The following is a 17,982-nucleotide window of genomic DNA, read 5'->3' as shown; positions in this document are numbered from 1 at the left end:
TCGTCACGTATAGACGAACTGGGCACTCGCCACACCGTCGGTGTCGCTGACCACCCGCACCCAGTGCGCGCTGAAACCCGGCGGGAAAACGTGTGTCCGAATGTTTCCGGGCTCGACCGTCAGCGTTTCCACCGCGCCGAACCGGCCGTGTCCGTGGAAGTCGATCTCGATCGTGAACGTCATCGCGGTGTCGGAGAAGTTCTCCAGGTGCACGCACTTCCCGTCGAAGCCGGTCATCAGGTACGGATCGGACGGAACACCGGCGGAAACCGTTGTCTCCCACCACGGCCCGCCCCAGCCGGCCGGCTTGCCGAAGTTCCACAGGTCGTCGGTCTTCCCGAACCACAACCCGGACTGCGGTTCCGCGGTCGTCGGGTTCAGCCCGTGGCTCGGCGACGCGTTGTCCGCACCCGCGACCAGCATCCCGCGCCACGAGCAGAAGTCGCCGAGCACCCACAGGTGGGTGGAGATCGGCCGCACGCCCCAGATCCGCCCGCCGTACGCCCACGGGGACAGCTCGTAGAACATGCCGTGGTGGTCCATCAGCAGTCGTTCGTGTTCGACCTCGCGGATCCGCGGCCACTCGGTCTGCCACTTGTGGTCGAAGCAGTGCGACGCTTTCGGCAGCCGGTACCGCGTCCATTGCTGGTCGGCCTCGGTGAACACCTCGAGGATCGCCGACGCCCGGTCCCACCCGGTCGCGAAGATCGTCCCGCCGAACTCGTGCCGCCCGCCGATCGCGGTGTACGGGTCCTCCCGCAGGATCTTCCAGGAGGTGCCGTCGTACTCCGCGAGCCGTCCGCGGGACCGTTCGCCGGCCCATTCGGGCTCGGAGTACTCGTTCGAGCAGACCACGAGCCGGCCGAACGACGTGTAGCAGTCCTTGTAGTGGACCTTCATCTCGCCGTCGGTGCCGAGCTCGTCGTTCAGGTCGAACAGCTGCGTGCACTCGTACGTCGTGACATCGAGCTCGAACAGCTCACCCTCCATCGCGAGGACGTACACGTGGGTGTCCGGCTTCGTCAGGTGCCGCGACGTACCGCAGACCCGGAGCGGCTGCAGTTCGGGGATCGTGACGATCTTGTGGTCGGGGGTGATCACGTGCGGCCCGAGCACCAGTCGCGAGGTCGGGAAGTGCACGAACCGGTTCGTGTACGTCCCGTCCACGCCAAGGGTTTCCGAAACTGTTTCCATCGAGAGGTCGGCGTCGATCCGGCGCAGGCTCACCCCGCCGCCGGAGGACGCCTTGTGCGAGTTGTAGTTCTGGACGTAGAGCTTCCCGTTCCACGGCATCAGCGAGCCGACGCCGAGTTCGCTGCGCGGCGGGCCGAAGTCACCGACCTGCGCGAGATGCGGAAAAACTCCGGAAACACTGGTTGTCATTTGATTCCTGTATGAGTCATCGCGGCGATGAAGCGCCGCTGGAGCAGGATGAACACGAGCAGCACGGGCACGATCGAGATCACCGAGGCGGCCATCGTCAGGCCCGGCGCGATCTGCCCCTGCTCGTCGACGAAGTTGGTCAGGCTGAGCGGCAGCGTGTACCGGTCCGGGTTGCTGATCAGCACCAGCGGCGTCTCGTAGTCATTCCAGGACCAGACGAACGCGAGGATGCCGAGGGCACTCATCACCGGTGTTGCCAACGGCAAGTAGATCCGGCTGAACACCCGCCACTCGTTCGCACCGTCCATCCGGGCCGCCTCGGCGAACTCGGACGGCTGGCTGACGAAGAACTGCCGCATCAGGAAGGTACCGAGCACGGTGAACATCCCGGGCAGGATCAGCGCCCACAACGTGTCGTACAGCCCGAGCCTCTGGAAGTAGATGAACCGCGGCACCAGCAGCAGCTGCGCCGGGATGATCGCCGTCGCCAGGTACAGCAGGAACAACTTGTCCCGCCCGCGGAACGACATCCGCGCGAACGCGTACCCGGCCATCGTCGCGGTGACCAGCTCCCCGGCGACCCGCAGTACGGCGACGAACACCGACCGGCCGAACGCGGGCAGTACCGAGGTCGCACCGCTCAGCACGGTGGTGAAGTTGTCCCACTGGAACGGATGCGGGATCCACTGCATCGGGATCTTGTACGCGTCCACGTCCGCCTTCAGCGCGGTCGAGATCATCCACGCGAACGGCGCCAGGAAAGCGATGGCGAGAATCCACAGCGGGATCCCCCAGAGCCACTTCGACTTAGTCATTCAGAGCCTTCCCTCGCTGCGCCCGCCAGGTGAACAGCGTCAGCACGAGTACGCCGACGAACGTCACCAGGCCGATCGCCGACGCGTAGCCGAACCGGTAGAACTGGAAGCCGGTCTGGTACATGTAGTACGAGATCGTGGTGGTCGCGTCGCCCGGGCCGCCGGCCGTGATCAGCGCGATCAGGCCGAACCCCTGGGACGCCCCGATGATCAGCGTGACCAGCAGGAAGACCGTTGTCGGAAGCAACGACGGCCAGGTGATCACGCGGAACTTCGCCCACGCGGACGCGCCGTCGATGTCGGCCGCTTCGTACAGCTGCCGCGGCGCGTCCTGCAGCGCCGACAGGTAGATCAGCGAGCAGTACCCGACGCCGCCCCAGATCGCCATCACGATCAGCGCCGGCAGCGCCCAGTGCGAGGACGCGAACCAGCCCGGCCGGATCCCGAACACGTCCAGGACCTGGTTGACCAGGCCGGATTTCGGGTTCATCAGCATCAGCCAGGTCATGCCGACCGCGACCACGTTCACGATGTACGGCAGGAAGAAGATCGCCCGCAGTACGGCGCGCCCCGGGAGCGGCCGGTTCAGCGCGATCCCGAGTCCGAGGCCGAGGATCACCGTCAGCGGGACGGACACCACGACGTACACCAGGGTCAGGCCGATCGCATGCCAGAACCCGGGGTCGCGGGCGATCGCAACGAAGTTGTCGATGCCGTTGAAGGTGATGCCGCCGAGACCGGACACCAGGTTCCAGTCGGTGAACGCGAGGACGACGACGCTGATCAGCGGGATGAGCGTGAAGGCGACCACGCCGAGCAGGTTCGGCGCCACGAACAGGAAGCCGATCCAGCCGGACGGACGAATCCCGCGACCTTGTTCAGAAAGCGTTTTCGTGCGGGCTGTGGCCAGCGTGGCGGTGGCCATCAGGGCCTCCTCTCGTTCCGGGCGATCGCGGCGTCGGCGAGCCGGCGTACCTCCCGGATCGCGGTGCCCGGGTCCTTCTCACCGATCCAGCACAGGTCGCGCTGCTGCTTGACCGCGTGGGTGATCTCCGGGAACCCGGTCAGCCGGGTGTCGGTCGCGAGCTTCGGGTCCGAGGTCAGCACGACCCGGCGGAAGGAATCGAGGTCGAAATACTTTTCCGGCTCTTTCCCGAGCATTCCGGACACGATCTGGTCGTCGGTGACGTTGCCGAGCGCGGGCATCTTGCCGCCCTTGAGCATCGGCGTCGCGCCCTCGGTCAGCCAGAACTTCACGAACGCCCAGGCCGCCTCGAACTTCGGCGACTTCGGGTTGATCATGATGAAGTTGCTGTACGAACCGCCGTTCCAGTCCTGGCCGTCCACCGTCGGCGACGGCGCGAACGCGACCTTGAAGTCGTGCGGGTACTTCTTCGCGTCGTACAGGTACCGCAGGTTGAACGGCGCGGTCGACCAGAGGTGGAACTCCTCGCCGAGGAACGCGTTCTGCTGGTACGCGTCGAGGTGCCGGGACAGTACCTCGGTCCACGGGAACGCCGTACCGTCGGCGATCATCTCGCGGCCGAGCCGGAAGCCCTGCTCGAAGTGCGGGTCACCGAAGTTCGAGCGGTCACCGTCGTACCAGTAGTTCGGGCCGAGCGCGATCCGGGCGACGTCGGGGATCGTGTAGACGCCGACGGTCTTGTCCGTGGTCAGCTTGCGGGCGGTCGCGCGGAACTCGTCGATCGTCCACGCGTGCGGCAGCTCGACGCCCGCCTGCTGCCGGAGCTTCTCGTTGAACAGCACGAAGAACGGCTCCCGCGCGGTGGCGAGCGCCTTCACCTTGCCGTTGTCGATGTACGACCGCGGTTTCTCGGTGTCCAGGAACACCTGGAGCTCCGGGTCCGCCGTGACCCGGTCGGTCAGGTCCGCCGCCAGCCCGGACCCGGCCCGCAGCGCCATCGCGCCCTGCGAGTAGGTGAAGTAGACGTCGATGTCGACCCCGCCCTGGAGCGCGGTGTCGAGCTTCAGGTTGCCGCGGTCGTCGTTGACGAACCGCGTGTACTCCACCTTGTACTGCGGAAACTTCTGCTGGAACGCCTTCACCACATCGCCCGGCCCCGACGCCGCCGGGACCCCGCCCCACACCTGCAGAGCCCCGGATCGGCCGCCGTCACCCCCGGAACACCCAGGAACCACAGCGGCCGCCAGCCCGGCACCCACCCCGGCCAGCACCTCACGCCGAGAAAATCTTTTGCGCCTCACAACTCACCTCCACCCAGATTGCGCAAAAGATTAGCGACTACCTCGATCGCTGACCAGCCCTGACGCAAATCTTTTTCAGGATCCTAACGACAGGAGGTAGTACGGCCTAAGGGGCCTTCGGCGGGCAATAGCGACCCCTCAGCCGACTACCTCCTGTCGTTAACCGCCTTGCGGATGGTCTCGACCACCCACGCCGGATCCCCGATAACCTGCTGATAGGTGAACCGCAGCACCAGCCACCCCGCCGCAACCAGGTCGTCGTACCGCCGGCAGTCGGCGGCGAACTTGGCCGCCGATCCGTGGAACTCGTACCCCTCGGCCTCCAGCGCGATCCGGGCCGTCCGATGACCGAGATCCACGCGGACCAGGACGCCGCCGGCGGACACCACCACCTGCGGCTCGAAGCCGTCGAGGCCGGCGTCGATCAGCAGGCTCCGCATCACCGACTCCAGAAAGCTCTCCGCCCCGGTGCTGGATTCGGCCGCGACACGCACCGCGTTCGGGCGCCCCGGGCCACGCATCGCCTTCGCGCCGCTTCGAGCTCGTCCTTCGTCAGCCCGCACTTGACCAACGCGGCGTCCGCGACCGCAAGCGCCTCCCCGAACGGGAGGATCCGGGAGCAGTCGAGCACGGTCCGGAGCGGGCAGGTCAGTCGGGCAGCTCGCTCAGCCGGAGTCACTGCCGCCCAGTGCAGTTCGGCCGGCCTGCCCGGTCGCGGTCTACGGTGCGCGGGGACCGTGACGTGCGGCTTCTCCGGCCGCACGATCAGTGGCAGTCCCCAGGCCGCCGCGGCGCTGGTGTAGGAGACAACGCCGTCGTAGGCGACCGCTGCGAGTCGCTCCGGCCCGAGAGTCGGCAGCCCGTAGACACCTCGGCGGAGCCGCTCGACCTGGCCCTGCAGTACGGCCGCCTTGAGGGCTCCGGGCGAAACCACCCTCAGCAGCTCGGCGGACGTCACGACGCCGCCGAGCCGGGCCAGGATTTCCGCGACATCGGGCATCCACCGATCTTGCGGGATCCGCGAGATTCGTGCCGAAAACTATCCACAGGCCGCTAACGACAGGAGGTAGTCCGCTCGGCGATGCTCTCGCACGCTCAGACGATCACCGATGACGGCCAGGTCGTCGCTACCTCCTGTCGTTAGAGCGAGCAGTTCACCAGGACCGGTTCGTTGACCAGGGTGATGTTGAAGGACTGCTGGACCTGGGCGCGCACGTGCATCGCCAGGGTGAGGAGCTCCTTGGCGGTCGCTTGGCCGCGGTTGGTCAGGGCGAGCGTGTGCTTGCCGGAGACCGCCGCGTTGCCGATGGTGAAGCCCTTCGACACGCCGGCGTGCTCGATCAGCCAGGCGGCGCTGGTCTTCACGCGGCCATCGGGCTGCGGCCACTGCGGCGCTCCGGCAGGGACCTCGGCGGGCGTGTCCAGGATCGGGTTCGTGAAGAACGAACCCGCGCTCCACGTGTCGTGGTCGGCCGGGTCCAGCACCATGCCCTTGCTCCGGCGCAGACCGAGCACGGCCTCACGGACCTCGGTCATCGGCGCCCGCGACCCGGGCTCCACGTCCAGCACCCGCGCGAGTTCGGCGTACCCGACCGGCGCCGACAGGTCACCCAGCTTCAACTGGAACGCGACCTCGAGTACGACGTACCGCGAGGGATCCGCCTTGAACCGGGAGTTCCGGTACGCGAACCCGCAGTCCGCCGCGAAGATCGTCCGGACCTTGCCGTCGACCCGGTCCCAGACCCGCACCGACGCGACCGTCTCGGCGACCTCGTGCCCGTACGCGCCGACGTTCTGCACCGGCGTCGACCCGGCCAGCCCGGGGATCCCGGACATCGACTCGAGCCCGCTCCACTCCTCCGCGATCGCCCGCTGCACGACGCCGTCCCAGTCCTCACCGGCCGCGACGTGCACCATCGCGCCGGAGCAGGCGTCCGCGTCGACCCGGATACCGGTCGTCGCGACCTTCACCACGGTCCCGCGGAACCCGTCGTCGCCGATCACCACGTTGCTGCCGCCGGACAGCAGCAGCACCGGCTCCCCCGCCGCGTCCGCGTCCCGGACCGCGGCGACCAGGTCCTCTTCGGTGCTGACCTCGACGAACTTGTCGGCCGACCCGCCGATCCGCAGCGTGGTGTAGTCGGCCAGCGACACGTGTGTGTTCACCGGACCCGCACGACCGCTCTGGCGCGCCCGAGCACCTTCTCCTCGCCGGCAAGCGCGGTGATGTCGATCTCCGCGAGTCCGTCGGCGACCTTGTCCACCTTCGCGGAGAACGTCACCGTCGCGCCCTTGTCGTCGTCCGGTACGACGACCGGCTTCGTGAACCGTACGCCGTACTCGACCAGGTCCGCCGGGTCCGCCAGCCAGTCCGTGACCACCCGCGCCGCGGACGCCATCGTCAGCATCCCGTGCGCGATCACGCCCGGCAGGCCGAGCGCGGCGGCCATCCGGTCGTTCCAGTGGATCGGGTTGAAGTCCCCGCTGGCACCGGCGTACCGGACCAGGTCCTCGCGCCGCAGCGTGACGGTCAGCGACGGCAGCTCAGTACCGACCTCGATCATGCATCCGCCCGGTTGTGAGAAAGAGTCGACGTCGACGTGCCGATCGGCTCGCCGTCGACGGTGGTCAGCGCGGTCTCGTACATGATCACCTCGACGGGCCCCGCCTTGCGGACGGTGGTGATGGTGGCGGTCGCGGCGATCTCGTCGCCGGCCTTGATCGGGCGGGTGTAGCTGAACTTCTGCGCGCCGTGCACGATCCGGTCCAGCCGCAGCCCGAGCTCCTCGTCGGCCAGCAACTGTTCGAGCGCCCGGCTCCCGATCACGAACCCGAACGTCGGCGGCGCGATCGCGTCATCACCTCGGTACGCCGGGTTACCGTCACCGATCGCGTCGGCGAACTCCCGGATCTTCTCCCGGCCGACCTGGTAGGACTCGGCGGCCGCGTACGTCCGGCCGACCATCGTGGCGTCGATCGTCATATCCGCAAACCTTACTGGCAGACTATGGCGCGGGCTTCCGCCGCCCACGATTCCGGACGGAAGGTTGATCGTGACGGCTGTGGCGGCGCTGGCGAAGTACGCGCCTCGGTACCGGGTGGAGATCGGCGAGCCGGCAGGCTCCGAGTGGCTGCGCGTGGACCGGATCCTGGAACCCGGCAGCCCCGAGCTGACCGAACTCCTCAAACGCGACGACGAGGCCAGCAGCCACCGTACGGCGCACGCGAACGCGCTCAGCCTGATGTCGTTCTACGCCGGCCGGGCACCCGCGACCGCGCTCCTGCTCTGGGCTCTCGAGGGCCACGTCCTCGACGTCCGCCCGCACAACCTCTGGGTCCGCCCCCACGACGGCCACGGAATCGCCTCCGTCGCGATCGGCTCGGCGGACTTCCTCCCCGGCGGCCTGGAGACGCTGTACGACGTCGTACTGCGCCAGCACCTACTCCCACTCTCGGAGGAACTGCACCGACGGACGCGGGCCGGGCTGCGCCAGGTGTACGGCGGGGTCGCCGCCGGCTGCGCGATGGGCTTCTGCGCAGCGACCCGGGAGGAGGTGACCGTCGATCCCGGGTATCTCCTCGAGCGCTGGCAAACCTTCGCGGCCAAGGCCCCCGGCGGCCTGTCCCGCCTAGGCGACGTCGAAGAAGCCGCCGGCAAACTCGTCTACCTCCGCAACACCTGCTGCCTCTACTACACCAGCCAAGCCGCCAACGGCACCCTCTGCGGCTCCTGCTGCCTAACCCCCAAACCCGAACGCCGAACCGCCTACGAATCCGGCCGCCCCATCCTCACCGTCTAACCACCCCGACCAACTCAGAGAACCGAGCACCAGCAGCCCCCAGGCGCCCACGAAGCAGCTAGACCCGACCCCAGCCGGTCTCGCGGTGTTCCCACCCCTCAGCTTTCCCGAGCACAGCACAAAGCCGCTCCGGTGGGCCGGAGCGGCTTTGTGGGAGAGCTGAGATCAGCGGGTCTCGCGGTGGTCCGTGTGGTCGTTGCAGCGGGCGCAGTACTTCTTCAGCTCAAGACGATCCGGGTCGTTGCGCCGGTTCTTCTTGGTGATGTAGTTGCGCTCCTTGCACACCGTGCACGCCAGCGTGATCTTCGGGCGGATGTCGGTCGACTTGGCCACTGCTGCCTCTTCATGTCATGAGTACGCGACTTAGGTGATCGTACTCTCGAGATACTGCGTCGGTAGCGGGGGCGGGAGTCGAACCCGCGACACCACGATTATGAGCCGTGTGCTCTAACCACCTGAGCTACCCCGCCGGGTGAGTGCAGCGATCCCATCCGAAGATGGGACGCCGTTCTCCGAGCCCCTTTACGGAATCGAACCGTAGACCTTCTCCTTACCATGGAGACGCTCTGCCGACTGAGCTAAAGGGGCGGGCCGAGGAGAGAGATTACACGGTCCCCCGGCCCGATGTGAAATCGGGTCAGGAGCGCCAAGCAAGCCCCTCAGTCCGTCCCGGAAAGCATACCGGGTCCGCAGCAGTGCTCCTGACCATTTTCCGGATCCGATGTCGAGAACCCGGAACCCGCTTCGTCATCAGGGCAGGACCTACGAAAGGAACACGTCATGTCCGAGACAGCCATGCCCCCGGTCGTGTCCGCCGCGGAGTGGGAGCGCGCCCGGGCCGAACTGCTGACCGCCGAGAAGGCGGCCACCCGCGCCGAGGACCGCCTGGCGGCCCAGCGCCGGCGGCTGCCGATGGTCGAGTTCGGCGAGTACACCTTCGCCGGACCGGACGGCCCGGTCACGCTCCGGGAGCTCTTCGGCGACCACCGGCAGCTCGCGCTCTACCAGTTCATGAACGCCGGCCCGGACCACTTCTGCCCCGGCTGCACGTACTTCACCAAGAACGTCACCAACCTCTCCGGCCTGGCAGGCAACGGGATCGCGTGGGCGACGGTGTCCGACATGCCGCTCGACCAGATGGCCGGGTACTGGAAGCAGATGGACTGGGAGCACATCCCGTTCGCGTCCTCGGCGGGTACGTCGTTCGCCGCGGACTGCGGCGCGGGCGGCGGCTTCCTGCTGAACATGTTTTTCCGCGACGGCGAAAGCGTGTTCCGGACGTACTCGACCGGCCAGCGCGGCGTCGACCGGCTGCTGTTCAGCACGCTCGTCAGCGATCTCGCTCCGTACGGCCGCCAGGAGGACTGGGAGGACTCCCCCGAGGGCTGGCCGCAGGAGCCGACGTACGGCTAACTCCAGACCCGGCTGGGGTACGCAGAGCGCAGTACCGGCAGCACCTCCGTGACGAAGGTCTCAACGGACTCCCGGTTCTCGTGCGCCGGGAGTCCGGGGACCTCCAAGGAAATTCCGGAAAGCTCGTGTCGGAAACTTTCCTGGTACTTTCCGAACTTGTCGATCACCTGTTCCGGCGACCCGACGAGCACCGAGCCACCGTCGAGGAACTCCTCCAGCGTCCGGAACGGCAACTGGTTGTGCTTGGCCCCCGGCGAGTCCATGAACGCCTCGAAGATCGGCCGGTACCCGTCGACGGCCTGCTGCGAGGTCTTCTTCACGTACAGCCCGTTGAACCCGGCGCCGACCACCGCGTCCGCCGGGTCCCGCCCGTACGCCTCCCAGCGTTCCCGGTAGTGCCGGATCAGCCCGGCGTACTTCGCCAGCGGATGGAAACCGTTGGCGGAAAACAGCGGATCGCCCCAGCGGGCGGCCAGTTCGGTCGACTCGGTGGACGACGCCGACCCGTGCCACAACGGGATACCGTCCGCCCGGTACGGCCGCGGCTGCGTGGTCGCGTCCGTCAGTGCCGGCCGATACTGCCCCGACCACGTGACGCCGGTCTCCCGCAGCAACCGGCGGAGCAGCTCGTACTTCTCCCGGTTCCGGTCCCACTGCCCGTCGAGCGCGTACCCGAACAGCGCGTTCTGGTCCGGGTCGTTGCCCTTGCCGATGATGATGTCGAGCCGCCCTCCGGACAGCTGGTCCAGCGTCGCGTAGTCCTCCGCGACCCGCACCGGGTCCAGCAACGACAGCACGGTCACCGTGGTCAGGAGCCGGATCCGCGACGTGACGGCGGCGATGTAGGACAGTACGACCGGCGGCGACGAGGAGATGAACCGCTGCGCGTGCCGCTCCCCCACGCCGTACCCGTCGAAACCTAGTTCCTCGGCCCACTGCGCCTGCCGGACCACGTGCTGGAACCGCTCGGCCGGTGACAGCTGCGCGCCACTGATCGGGTCCGGCGAGTTGTCGATCAGTGTGTAGGTACAGAACTTCATCGGGCCTTCTTCTCGCCGGCGGTCACCGGAAGCGCGAGCCGGTTGCCCGGCACCGGCGCCGGGCAGGTCCCGTACGCCGTGAACGCGAACGGCAGGTTGATCGTCCGGTTGAAGTCGATCCGCACCGACCCGTCCGCCTGCACCGGCCCGGTCGTGACGAACCGCCACGGCGCGGTCTCCTCGCCGTTCGTCTTGTCGTGGAACGACACGTTCAACCGGTCACCACCTGCCGACGTCGCGACCAGCTCGTACGCCGTACTTCCCAGCGCGACGTGCACCGTGCCGACGGCGGTGATGTGCTGCCTCAGGTCGTCGCGCGCGGTCGACACCTCCACCCGCTGCGCCTTCGAGTACGGGCTGAAGTACCCGGTGACGACCCACCGGTCGTCCGGCGCGTACGCCGGAACGCCGGTGAAGTCCTGCCGGGTCGTGGCGCGCGGGTCCCGCTGGCGGATCGCGTACCGGCCGCCGCGGAGTACGAGCTCCGCCAGCCGGTCGCCGTACTGCAGCCAGCTCAGGGAACCGGCTTCGGAAACAGTTGCGGAAACTGTTCCTTCGACCGGTTCGCCGCCCAGCGTCAGCTCACCGGCGGCCGTCACGTGGGCACGCTCGTCGGCCCACCAGAGCCCCGGCAGTCCTTCGATCGCGGTCGGCGTCGGCGGCAGCCAGTCGAACGCGACGATCGACAGCCAGCCGTAGTCGGTGTCCAGGTCACGTTCGCGGGCGGCGTGCCAGGTCAGCCAGTCCTGCTCGAGGTCGGAAACCGCTGTCATGACGCTTTCCTTTGTTCGCGGTGGGCGACCTCGGACCGGACCAGCGGGATCACGTGCCGGCCGAAGTCGATCGCGTCGTCGTAGATGTCGTAGCCGCGCGCGGAGAAGATCCGGATCCCGAGGTCGTAGTAGTCGAGCAACGCGGCAGCAACGGTTTCCGGCGTTCCGACCAGCGCCGTGGAGTTTCCGCCGCCACCGGTCAGCCCGGTCGGTGCGGTCCAGAGCGCCCGGTCGTGCCGGTCGCCCTCCGCGACCGCCTTCAGCAGCCGCTGGGATCCGGCGTTCTCCGGCGTCTTCGAGCGCAGCCTGGTACTCGCCGGAACGCCGCCGGCCTGCACCTCCTTGATCCGGCCGACAACGTTTTCCGCCTTTTCCCAGGCGAGTTCCTCGGTCGGCGCGATGATCGGCCGGAACGCGATCTGGATCGTCGGCCGGTCCGCCCGGCCGGCTTCCGCGGCGGCCGCGTCGATCGTGGCAAGCTGTTCGCGCGTCCCGGCCAGCGGCTCGCCCCAGAGCGCGAAGATGTCCGCCTCGGCCGCCCCGACGGCGTACGCCGCAGCGGACGAACCGCCGAAGGAGATCCGTGGCCGCGGCTGCTGCAGCGGCTTGATGTCGGCCAGGAAATGCTCGAACCGGTAGTGCTTTCCGTCGAAGTCGAACCGTTCGTCCGAGGTCCAGGCCTGCTTGAGGATCTGGATGAACTCGCGGGTCCGCCCGTACCGGTCGTCCTTCGCCAGGTAGTCGCCCTCGGCGGCCTGGTCCGCGGTCGACCCGCCGGTGATCACGTGCACCTCGAACCGGCCGTTGCTGATGTGGTCCAGGGTGGAAAACGTTTTCGCGGTCAGTGTCGGGTACGCGACGTTCGGCCGGTGCGCGACGACCAGGTTGATCCGCTCGGTGCGACCGGCGACGTACGCCGCGACCTGCGCCGGGTCGGGCGAACCGGAGTGGTACGCGAACAGGATCCGGTCCCATCCGTTGTCCTCGTGGGCGCGCGCGAGCTTCGAGGTGTACTCCAGGTCCAGCGGGCCGCCGGTCCGCGGCGTGACCTCGCTGGCCGGGTTGGTGCCGGCAATCCCCAGGAACTCAACTGGCATGACGTTCTTCCTTCCGTACGGTAGGTGCGAGAAGTCGGAGCAGGTCCCGCGCAACGGCGTCGTTCTGCCGGAAGCCGGGACCGTTGAAGTGCGGGCGGGAGAACCCGGACGATCCGGCCGAGCCGGACACCGAGGGACCGAGCAGGAACAGCGCCGGGTTCACCGAACCGTCGGCGCGGATCGCCCGGGACCGCGAGTCGGCTTTGAGCTGGCCGCCGCCGAGGCTGGTGCCGTCGGCCGCGAACAGTTCGTCTGCGGCCAGCGCACCGGCGTCGAGCAGTCCGCGGAGCAGCGGATCCGCGGCAGCGAGTACGTCGGGCCGCGGCAGCCGAGCCTCGACGAACGCACGTGCCCGGATCTCGCCCGCAACACCCGTGCTCCGGGCAACGAACTCGTCGTTGTCGATAGCAACGTCCAGATCAGGCCCAGCGAACCGGACGATCCCGGCCCGGTGCAACGCCAGCAGTTCCTCCAGCCGACGCGGCGGCGGCCCACTGGCCACGAACGAGAAGAAACCGTGCCATTCGCTCTCCACCTTCCGCACCCGGTCCTCGTCCGACAGCTGCCCGTCGGTGATCGCCCGCGACAACACGCTGTACACACTGAGCAAGGCGTTGAACACCGCGAGATCAGCCGAGTACGACGGATCGGCCCGCCGCAACAAATCGTCCTCGATCAGCTCGACGACGAACTGCTCGAACCGCCCCCGCTCCCCGAACACAAGTCCATCCAATGGCCGATCAATCCACCCCCGAACAAACCAGTCCCGCGAATCAGGCACCATCCGCCCTACAACCCCCGCAAAACCCTCATGCGCCACCCCCACCTCCGCACCACGCACGCGGGGCAGCCAAGCGTCCAGAGCGTCGGCGAACTCCTCCCACGGACCTCGGGTTCGCTCCGGGTGCGCGCTGAAGAGCTGCTTGTAGTGCGCGTACGCCAGCTCCTTCTCGATCAACGGCAGCACGTCGCGATCGAAGTCGAGCGGCCCGTCGCCCAGCGCTTCCTTCGTCAGGTAGTGCGTGGGAACGGGCTTCGTCCCAGCGACGGTATAGCCGAGCTTCGCGTGGTACGGAACACCCCGACGCGACCCCACGTACAGAATCGGCTCCTCGCCGGACGGTCGGTACGTGAGCAGCCCCTCACACTCGTCGTACCAACCGCCCCTCCCTTCGGTGAGCAACACCATCAGGTCAACGAACGCCTGCCCGAACCCACGCACGATCACCGGTGCCCCCGGCAACAACCCACCCAGATCGACGTCCGCCGTATACCCCGGCGGAACGTAGGCCAGCCCCACCTCCGCAGCCTGCTCCGCCCACGCCGACTCCGATGCCGTCGGCAACCGATCCAGATAGCCGAGGGCAAGCACCACCGCATCGGTCGCGATCTCCGTACCGGACTCGAGGATCACCCGCTGGTCCGCGGTGAGCGCAACGGCCCGCTCCCGGTGCGTAGTGACCGTCGCCGGAAGATCGCGGACGACGCGCTCCCACACCCACGCCAGGTACTCCGCCTGCACCAGCCGCGGCGGGAAGTCCATCGGCCCGGGCGGCTCCAGCCCGGCCTGCTCGAGGATCACCGCGCCAGCGCCGGCGACCCAGCTCGCCAGGTCCGGCCCGGGCACGATCGGCCCTTCGCAGTCCACCGAATCGTCGGTGAAGATCGTGACGTCGGACGTCATCGAGTTCATCCACAGCAGCCGGGACTGCTCGCGCCGCCAGATCCGCCCGCCACCCACCGGGTACGGATCGACGACGTGGATGTGGACGTCGCGACCCCCGAGCAACTCCTCGGCACCTGCCGCGAACCGTTCCAGCAACCCCACCGTCCGCGGCCCGCCGCCCACGAACACCACCGTCGCCGGCGGAAACTTCCACGGACGCATTTCCGAAACGGTCATCGCGACAACCCGAGATGCTCGCGCAACGTCGTCCCCGTGTACTCCGAGCGGAACACGCCGTACTCCCGGAGCAGCGGCACCACCCGGTCTACGAAGTCGTCCAGCCCGCCCGGCGTCAGATGCGGAACAAGTACGAAACCGTCGGCCGCATTTTCCTGGACGTGCCGGTTGACCGCCTCCGCGACCGTCGTGGGCGAGCCGACGAACGTCTGCCGGTTCTGCTGATTGATGACCGTCTGCCGCAGCGACCACCCGTGCGCCTCGGCCTGCGCGCGCCACTCCGCGACGATCGGGAACGGGTCGTTGTACCCGACCCGGCCCTGCGTCACCGCCGACCCGACGACCGGGTCCTCGGCCGGCAGCGGACCGTCCGGGTCGTACGCCGACAGGTCCCGGCCCCACAGCAATTCCGCGAGCACCAGCGCGGTCGGCCCGGAAACCTGCTGTTCCCGGATGTACGCCGCTTTCTCGATCGCCTCGGCGTCCGTGTCCGCGACCACCACCGTCACGGCCGGCATGATCTTCAGCGACTCGTCGCTCCGGCCGTACTTCGCCAGCCGGGCCTTCACGTCCTTGTAGAAGGTCTGCCCGGCCGCGAACGTCCCGTGCCGGCTGAAGATCACGTCCGCGCTCGCCGCGGCGAACTCCCGTCCTTCGTCGCTGTCACCGGCCTGGATGATCACCGGCCGGCCTTGCGGCGACGGCGGCAGCCCGAACCGTCCGCGGATGTCGAAATGCGGGCCGCTGTCCGCGAAGGCCCCAGCGCCTTCGCGGGCGAAGCTGCCCGACGTCTGGTTGAGGATCAGGTCGTCGGTGGTCCAGGAGTCCCACAGTTTCCTGACGATTCGCAAGGATTCCTGGGCGCGGGTGTAGCGGTCGGACTTGTCGAGGTAGCCGCCGCGGCGGAAGTTCTCGCCGGTGAAGGCGTCCCAGGAGGTGACGACATTCCAGGCGGCGCGTCCGCCGGAGACGTGGTCGAGGGTGGCCAGCCGTTTTGCGAGTTCGTACGGCTCGTTGAATGTCGAGTTCACCGTTGCGGCGAGGCCGAGGTGAGTGGTGACGGCGGCCAGTGCGCTGAGCACGGTGAGGGATTCCGGGCGGCCGACGACGTCGAGGTCGTGGATCCTTCCCTTCACCTCGCGGAGGCGGAGTCCTTCGGCGAGGAAGAAGAAGTCAAAGGTTCCGTTTTCCGCGGTTTCCGCCAGTTTCCGAAACGAGGCGAAGTCGATCTGCGAGCCGGACGCGGGGTCCGACCAGACGGTCGTGTTGTTGACGCCGGGGAAGTGCGCGGCCAGATGGATCTGCTTGGTCATCGCGCACTCCCCGAAAACGTGTTCCGAGGCCGCCCCAGCCCGAGTCGCCCACGCAAACTCCCACCACGCCGAGCAGCCCCAACCAGGCCAAGCTCCCGCAACCGAGGCAACAGCTCATCCGCAATCACCGGCACGTCCAGCTCCAACGACCCCGGCCGAAGATGCACACCGTCCACACCCAGCGCATGCCACCCCCCAATCGCATCCACCAACCCCTCCACCCCGTCACGAGCCCGAGCCTCCACCTCCACCAACACCACCGGCCCACCCACCCCGGCTTGCCCCAGAAACTGCCCGCCGTCACCTGCACGCCCCACCACCCGCGCACCGTCGTCCGCCGTAACAGCCACAGCCCGTCCAGCCCCATCCCCAACAACCCCGACCGACCGACTCCCCACCCCACCCCCGAGCCCGCGCGGCTCGCGGGTCTCCCGGATTGATCGGAGCTGGGTTGTGAGGTCGTCCGAGTTCGGTAGCAGGACGACGTCCGCGTCGCGGGCGGCCTCCAGAGCCTCGGAGGTGTTCACGCGGATTGCGGTCACCGGGTGCCCTTGCGGAGGACGCGGAACGATCGACGGACCTTTCACGGAAAACGTTGGCGCGGTGAAGTTCGCGTAGTGCAGCTTCTCGCGGTCGACGTACCGGCCGCTCGCGGCGTCGCGGATGATCGCGTCGTCCTCCCACGAGTCCCACAGCCGCCGGCTGACGTCGACGACGTACCGCGCCTCCCGCCACGTCTCCGCGACCGCGACCGGTTCCCGGCGCCCGACAACCGCCGCCGCCTCAGCAGACGTGGATACGTCCGCGACCCACCCGGCCCGACCACCCGAGATGTGGTCCAGCGTCGCCACCGACGCCTGCACATGGAACGGCTCCGTATGCGTGACAGTGATCGTCGGCAACAACCCGATCCGCTCCGTCGCCGGCGCCACCCGCGCCGCCAGGCCGAGCGCGTCCAACCGCACACTCACCCGATCCGGTACGTCGGCAAGCGCCTCCAACGCATCGGCGAACGTGACCAGATCGACCCCGGCCGCCTCCGCCCGCTGCGCTGCCCGTACCGCGAGCGCACCGGTGAGGATCGCCCGCGGATCCACCTCCGTGCCGCGCCACGCCGCCGGATCCGCGCCCGCGCCGTCGATCTCGAGCCCGATGATCATGACGCCACCTTCAACGCGACCGGGATTTCCTTCACGAACGCCAGCGGCCCGATCGACTCCGGGTCCGCGGCGGTGTCGAACTGCGGCTCGAACCCGGCCGCGACGTACAACCCCGCCGCCTCCGGCTGCCGCGGTCCGGTCGTCAGGTACAACCGCCGATACCCGAGATCCGCCGCCGCCGTCTCTAATTCCACGAGCACCCGCCGCCCGAGCCCCTGCCTTCGGTGCAGCTGCGACGTCCACATCCGCTTCACCTCGGCGGTCTCGTCGTCGTATCGCCGGATCGCCCCGCCGGCCACCGTTTTCCCGCCGTGTCGCAAGAGCACGAACGCCCCGCCCTGCTCGGGGTGGAAGTCCGACGGCGGTACTTCGGTCAACTGGGTGTTCTCGTTGGTACGCCCGTACCGCGTGCTGTACTCCACGACGAGATCCGCCAGCAACGGCGCCGCCTCCGGGTCGTCCGGCCGTACCCGGACCGCCTCGACCGCGCCCACCTGCAGCGGCGCACCTTCCACGACCGGCTTCCCGGAAACCGTTGCGAGAAACGCTTCCGTCACCTGATACAGCGGCACCGACGCCGCCGGATCGAGCAGCAGCCCACCGCCGTCGTACAAGTGGATGTGCGACGACAGCACGAACCACCCCTGCCCGATCGCCCCCGCGCCGAGACTGGTGAGCACCGGCCGGAGCGCGTAGTCGATCACCAGCACATGCGCCGGCGTACCGCCCGTTGCCAACGGCAACACCGTCTTGCCCTTCAGCGCATACTGCGGCAACAGATCGAGAAACACCTTCAGCAGACCGGAGTACGCCGCCTTGTACACCGGCGTCGTGACCACGACCGCATCCGCCGCCTCGAGTACCGCAGCCGCAGCGGCGATCGCCGGGTCATCGGCCTGCCCCCGCAGCAACGGCTCGGCCGGCAGGTCGCGCAACACGATCGGGGTCACGGTGTGGCCGCGGCTGATCAAGCGTTTTCCGACATGGTCGAGCACCGCGTCGGTCCGGGAGGACAACGACGGGCTGCTGGAGATCGTTGCAATGGTCGCCATGAAGTTC

General features: G+C 68.2%; 19 protein-coding genes and 2 tRNA genes. 2 read left to right on the top strand and 19 right to left on the bottom strand.

The features are described 5' to 3' along the window. Window positions 1-3: 3 nt before the first annotated feature. From ACXJJ3_RS27740 to ACXJJ3_RS27700, 9 genes are all read right to left on the bottom strand, one after another. A complete protein-coding gene (locus ACXJJ3_RS27740) occupies window positions 4-1,383 on the bottom strand; it encodes a hypothetical protein (RefSeq protein ID WP_458164784.1) in 1,380 nt (459 codons plus the stop codon). Beyond that, complete coding sequence (locus ACXJJ3_RS27735; RefSeq protein WP_458164783.1) at window positions 1,380-2,198, bottom strand: carbohydrate ABC transporter permease; 819 nt, start codon at window positions 2,196-2,198, stop codon at window positions 1,380-1,382. Before ACXJJ3_RS27735 ends, ACXJJ3_RS27740 begins: the two co-directional genes overlap by 4 nt. Then, entirely contained in the window at window positions 2,191-3,123 is a 933-nt protein-coding gene (locus ACXJJ3_RS27730) for a carbohydrate ABC transporter permease (protein ID WP_458164782.1), read from the bottom strand. Before ACXJJ3_RS27730 ends, ACXJJ3_RS27735 begins: the two co-directional genes overlap by 8 nt. Continuing rightward, window positions 3,123-4,424, bottom strand: coding sequence for an ABC transporter substrate-binding protein (locus ACXJJ3_RS27725; protein WP_458164781.1), 1,302 nt, complete (start codon window positions 4,422-4,424; stop codon window positions 3,123-3,125). The genes ACXJJ3_RS27730 and ACXJJ3_RS27725 overlap by 1 nt, the downstream gene beginning before the upstream one ends. A 146-nt stretch (window positions 4,425-4,570) precedes the next feature. Beyond that, complete coding sequence (locus ACXJJ3_RS27720) at window positions 4,571-4,864, bottom strand: endonuclease domain-containing protein (RefSeq protein WP_458164780.1); 294 nt, start codon at window positions 4,862-4,864, stop codon at window positions 4,571-4,573. Next, entirely contained in the window at window positions 4,864-5,424 is a 561-nt protein-coding gene (locus tag ACXJJ3_RS27715; protein WP_458164779.1) for a type IV toxin-antitoxin system AbiEi family antitoxin domain-containing protein, read from the bottom strand. The genes ACXJJ3_RS27720 and ACXJJ3_RS27715 overlap by 1 nt, the downstream gene beginning before the upstream one ends. A gap of 140 nt (window positions 5,425-5,564) precedes the next feature. After that, window positions 5,565-6,590: a UDP-N-acetylmuramate dehydrogenase gene (locus ACXJJ3_RS27710; RefSeq protein WP_458164778.1), complete on the bottom strand. Its 1,026-nt coding sequence runs from the start codon at window positions 6,588-6,590 to the stop codon at window positions 5,565-5,567. Beyond that, window positions 6,587-6,988 (bottom strand): MaoC family dehydratase, encoded by a 402-nt coding sequence (locus tag ACXJJ3_RS27705; RefSeq protein ID WP_458164777.1) that lies wholly within the window; start codon window positions 6,986-6,988, stop codon window positions 6,587-6,589. Before ACXJJ3_RS27705 ends, ACXJJ3_RS27710 begins: the two co-directional genes overlap by 4 nt. Then, window positions 6,985-7,407 carry an FAS1-like dehydratase domain-containing protein gene (locus ACXJJ3_RS27700; RefSeq protein WP_458164776.1) on the bottom strand — a complete coding sequence of 141 codons (423 nt, stop codon included), beginning with the start codon at window positions 7,405-7,407 and terminating at the stop codon, window positions 6,985-6,987. The genes ACXJJ3_RS27705 and ACXJJ3_RS27700 overlap by 4 nt, the downstream gene beginning before the upstream one ends. A 70-nt stretch (window positions 7,408-7,477) precedes the next feature. Between ACXJJ3_RS27700 and ACXJJ3_RS27695 the strand changes: the two genes are divergently transcribed. After that, window positions 7,478-8,224 (top strand): (2Fe-2S)-binding protein, encoded by a 747-nt coding sequence (locus tag ACXJJ3_RS27695; protein WP_458164775.1) that lies wholly within the window; start codon window positions 7,478-7,480, stop codon window positions 8,222-8,224. A 165-nt stretch (window positions 8,225-8,389) separates the two neighbouring features. Here the strand turns inward: ACXJJ3_RS27695 and rpmG are convergent, their stop codons facing one another. The 3 genes from rpmG to ACXJJ3_RS27680 form a co-directional block, all read right to left on the bottom strand. After that, window positions 8,390-8,557 carry a 50S ribosomal protein L33 gene (gene rpmG, locus ACXJJ3_RS27690; protein ID WP_325036947.1) on the bottom strand — a complete coding sequence of 56 codons (168 nt, stop codon included), beginning with the start codon at window positions 8,555-8,557 and terminating at the stop codon, window positions 8,390-8,392. A gap of 63 nt (window positions 8,558-8,620) precedes the next feature. Beyond that, window positions 8,621-8,694, bottom strand: a tRNA-Met gene (locus ACXJJ3_RS27685). 45 nt (window positions 8,695-8,739) lie between these two features. Next, window positions 8,740-8,812, bottom strand: a tRNA-Thr gene (locus ACXJJ3_RS27680). A 192-nt stretch (window positions 8,813-9,004) separates the two neighbouring features. Between ACXJJ3_RS27680 and ACXJJ3_RS27675 the strand changes: the two genes are divergently transcribed. After that, window positions 9,005-9,637, top strand: coding sequence for a DUF899 family protein (locus tag ACXJJ3_RS27675; protein WP_458164774.1), 633 nt, complete (start codon window positions 9,005-9,007; stop codon window positions 9,635-9,637). On the opposite strand, the gene ACXJJ3_RS27670 is transcribed toward ACXJJ3_RS27675, so the two are convergent. Genes ACXJJ3_RS27670 through ssuE form a run of 7 tightly spaced genes read right to left on the bottom strand, consistent with a single transcriptional unit; the run spans window position 9,634 to window position 17,975 of the window. Further along, a complete protein-coding gene (locus ACXJJ3_RS27670) occupies window positions 9,634-10,677 on the bottom strand; it encodes an LLM class flavin-dependent oxidoreductase (RefSeq protein WP_458164773.1) in 1,044 nt (347 codons plus the stop codon). The two genes, ACXJJ3_RS27675 and ACXJJ3_RS27670, sit on opposite strands and share 4 nt — an antisense overlap. Next, entirely contained in the window at window positions 10,674-11,450 is a 777-nt protein-coding gene (locus tag ACXJJ3_RS27665; RefSeq protein ID WP_458164772.1) for a DUF1684 domain-containing protein, read from the bottom strand. The genes ACXJJ3_RS27670 and ACXJJ3_RS27665 overlap by 4 nt, the downstream gene beginning before the upstream one ends. After that, on the bottom strand, window positions 11,447-12,547 hold the full coding sequence (locus ACXJJ3_RS27660) for an LLM class flavin-dependent oxidoreductase (protein WP_458164771.1): 1,101 nt from the start codon (window positions 12,545-12,547) through the stop codon (window positions 11,447-11,449). The genes ACXJJ3_RS27665 and ACXJJ3_RS27660 overlap by 4 nt, the downstream gene beginning before the upstream one ends. After that, the gene (locus tag ACXJJ3_RS27655; RefSeq protein ID WP_458164770.1) at window positions 12,537-14,450 is read right to left on the bottom strand and encodes an FAD/NAD(P)-binding protein; all 1,914 of its coding nucleotides are present in this window, start codon (window positions 14,448-14,450) and stop codon (window positions 12,537-12,539) included. Before ACXJJ3_RS27655 ends, ACXJJ3_RS27660 begins: the two co-directional genes overlap by 11 nt. Next, on the bottom strand, window positions 14,447-15,763 hold the full coding sequence (locus ACXJJ3_RS27650; protein WP_458164769.1) for an NtaA/DmoA family FMN-dependent monooxygenase: 1,317 nt from the start codon (window positions 15,761-15,763) through the stop codon (window positions 14,447-14,449). The genes ACXJJ3_RS27655 and ACXJJ3_RS27650 overlap by 4 nt, the downstream gene beginning before the upstream one ends. Continuing rightward, the gene (locus ACXJJ3_RS27645) at window positions 15,760-16,923 is read right to left on the bottom strand and encodes an LLM class flavin-dependent oxidoreductase (RefSeq protein WP_458164768.1); all 1,164 of its coding nucleotides are present in this window, start codon (window positions 16,921-16,923) and stop codon (window positions 15,760-15,762) included. The genes ACXJJ3_RS27650 and ACXJJ3_RS27645 overlap by 4 nt, the downstream gene beginning before the upstream one ends. Beyond that, a complete protein-coding gene (gene ssuE / locus ACXJJ3_RS27640) occupies window positions 16,920-17,975 on the bottom strand; it encodes an NADPH-dependent FMN reductase (protein WP_458164767.1) in 1,056 nt (351 codons plus the stop codon). Before ssuE ends, ACXJJ3_RS27645 begins: the two co-directional genes overlap by 4 nt. Window positions 17,976-17,982: the final 7 nt, after the last annotated feature.

It is taken from the genome of Kribbella sp. WER1, assembly GCF_054189145.1.
Note: the sequence above shows the minus strand (reverse complement) of the source record. Positions and strands in the feature narration are given on the sequence as shown.

Coding starts and splice junctions, on each gene's coding strand:
- ACXJJ3_RS27715 (WP_458164779.1), bottom strand. CDS start 5,424: ATGCCCGATGTCGCGGAAATCCTGGCCCGGCTCGGCGGCGTCGTGACG.
- ACXJJ3_RS27675 (WP_458164774.1), top strand. CDS start 9,005: ATGTCCGAGACAGCCATGCCCCCGGTCGTGTCCGCCGCGGAGTGGGAG.
- ACXJJ3_RS27705 (WP_458164777.1), bottom strand. CDS start 6,988: ATGATCGAGGTCGGTACTGAGCTGCCGTCGCTGACCGTCACGCTGCGG.
- ACXJJ3_RS27735 (WP_458164783.1), bottom strand. CDS start 2,198: ATGACTAAGTCGAAGTGGCTCTGGGGGATCCCGCTGTGGATTCTCGCC.
- ACXJJ3_RS27655 (WP_458164770.1), bottom strand. CDS start 14,450: ATGACCGTTTCGGAAATGCGTCCGTGGAAGTTTCCGCCGGCGACGGTG.
- ACXJJ3_RS27665 (WP_458164772.1), bottom strand. CDS start 11,450: ATGACAGCGGTTTCCGACCTCGAGCAGGACTGGCTGACCTGGCACGCC.
- ACXJJ3_RS27730 (WP_458164782.1), bottom strand. CDS start 3,123: ATGGCCACCGCCACGCTGGCCACAGCCCGCACGAAAACGCTTTCTGAA.
- ssuE (WP_458164767.1), bottom strand. CDS start 17,975: ATGGCGACCATTGCAACGATCTCCAGCAGCCCGTCGTTGTCCTCCCGG.
- ACXJJ3_RS27645 (WP_458164768.1), bottom strand. CDS start 16,923: ATGATCATCGGGCTCGAGATCGACGGCGCGGGCGCGGATCCGGCGGCG.
- ACXJJ3_RS27720 (WP_458164780.1), bottom strand. CDS start 4,864: ATGCGGAGCCTGCTGATCGACGCCGGCCTCGACGGCTTCGAGCCGCAG.
- ACXJJ3_RS27700 (WP_458164776.1), bottom strand. CDS start 7,407: ATGACGATCGACGCCACGATGGTCGGCCGGACGTACGCGGCCGCCGAG.
- ACXJJ3_RS27660 (WP_458164771.1), bottom strand. CDS start 12,547: ATGCCAGTTGAGTTCCTGGGGATTGCCGGCACCAACCCGGCCAGCGAG.
- ACXJJ3_RS27650 (WP_458164769.1), bottom strand. CDS start 15,763: ATGACCAAGCAGATCCATCTGGCCGCGCACTTCCCCGGCGTCAACAAC.
- ACXJJ3_RS27740 (WP_458164784.1), bottom strand. CDS start 1,383: ATGACAACCAGTGTTTCCGGAGTTTTTCCGCATCTCGCGCAGGTCGGT.
- ACXJJ3_RS27670 (WP_458164773.1), bottom strand. CDS start 10,677: ATGAAGTTCTGTACCTACACACTGATCGACAACTCGCCGGACCCGATC.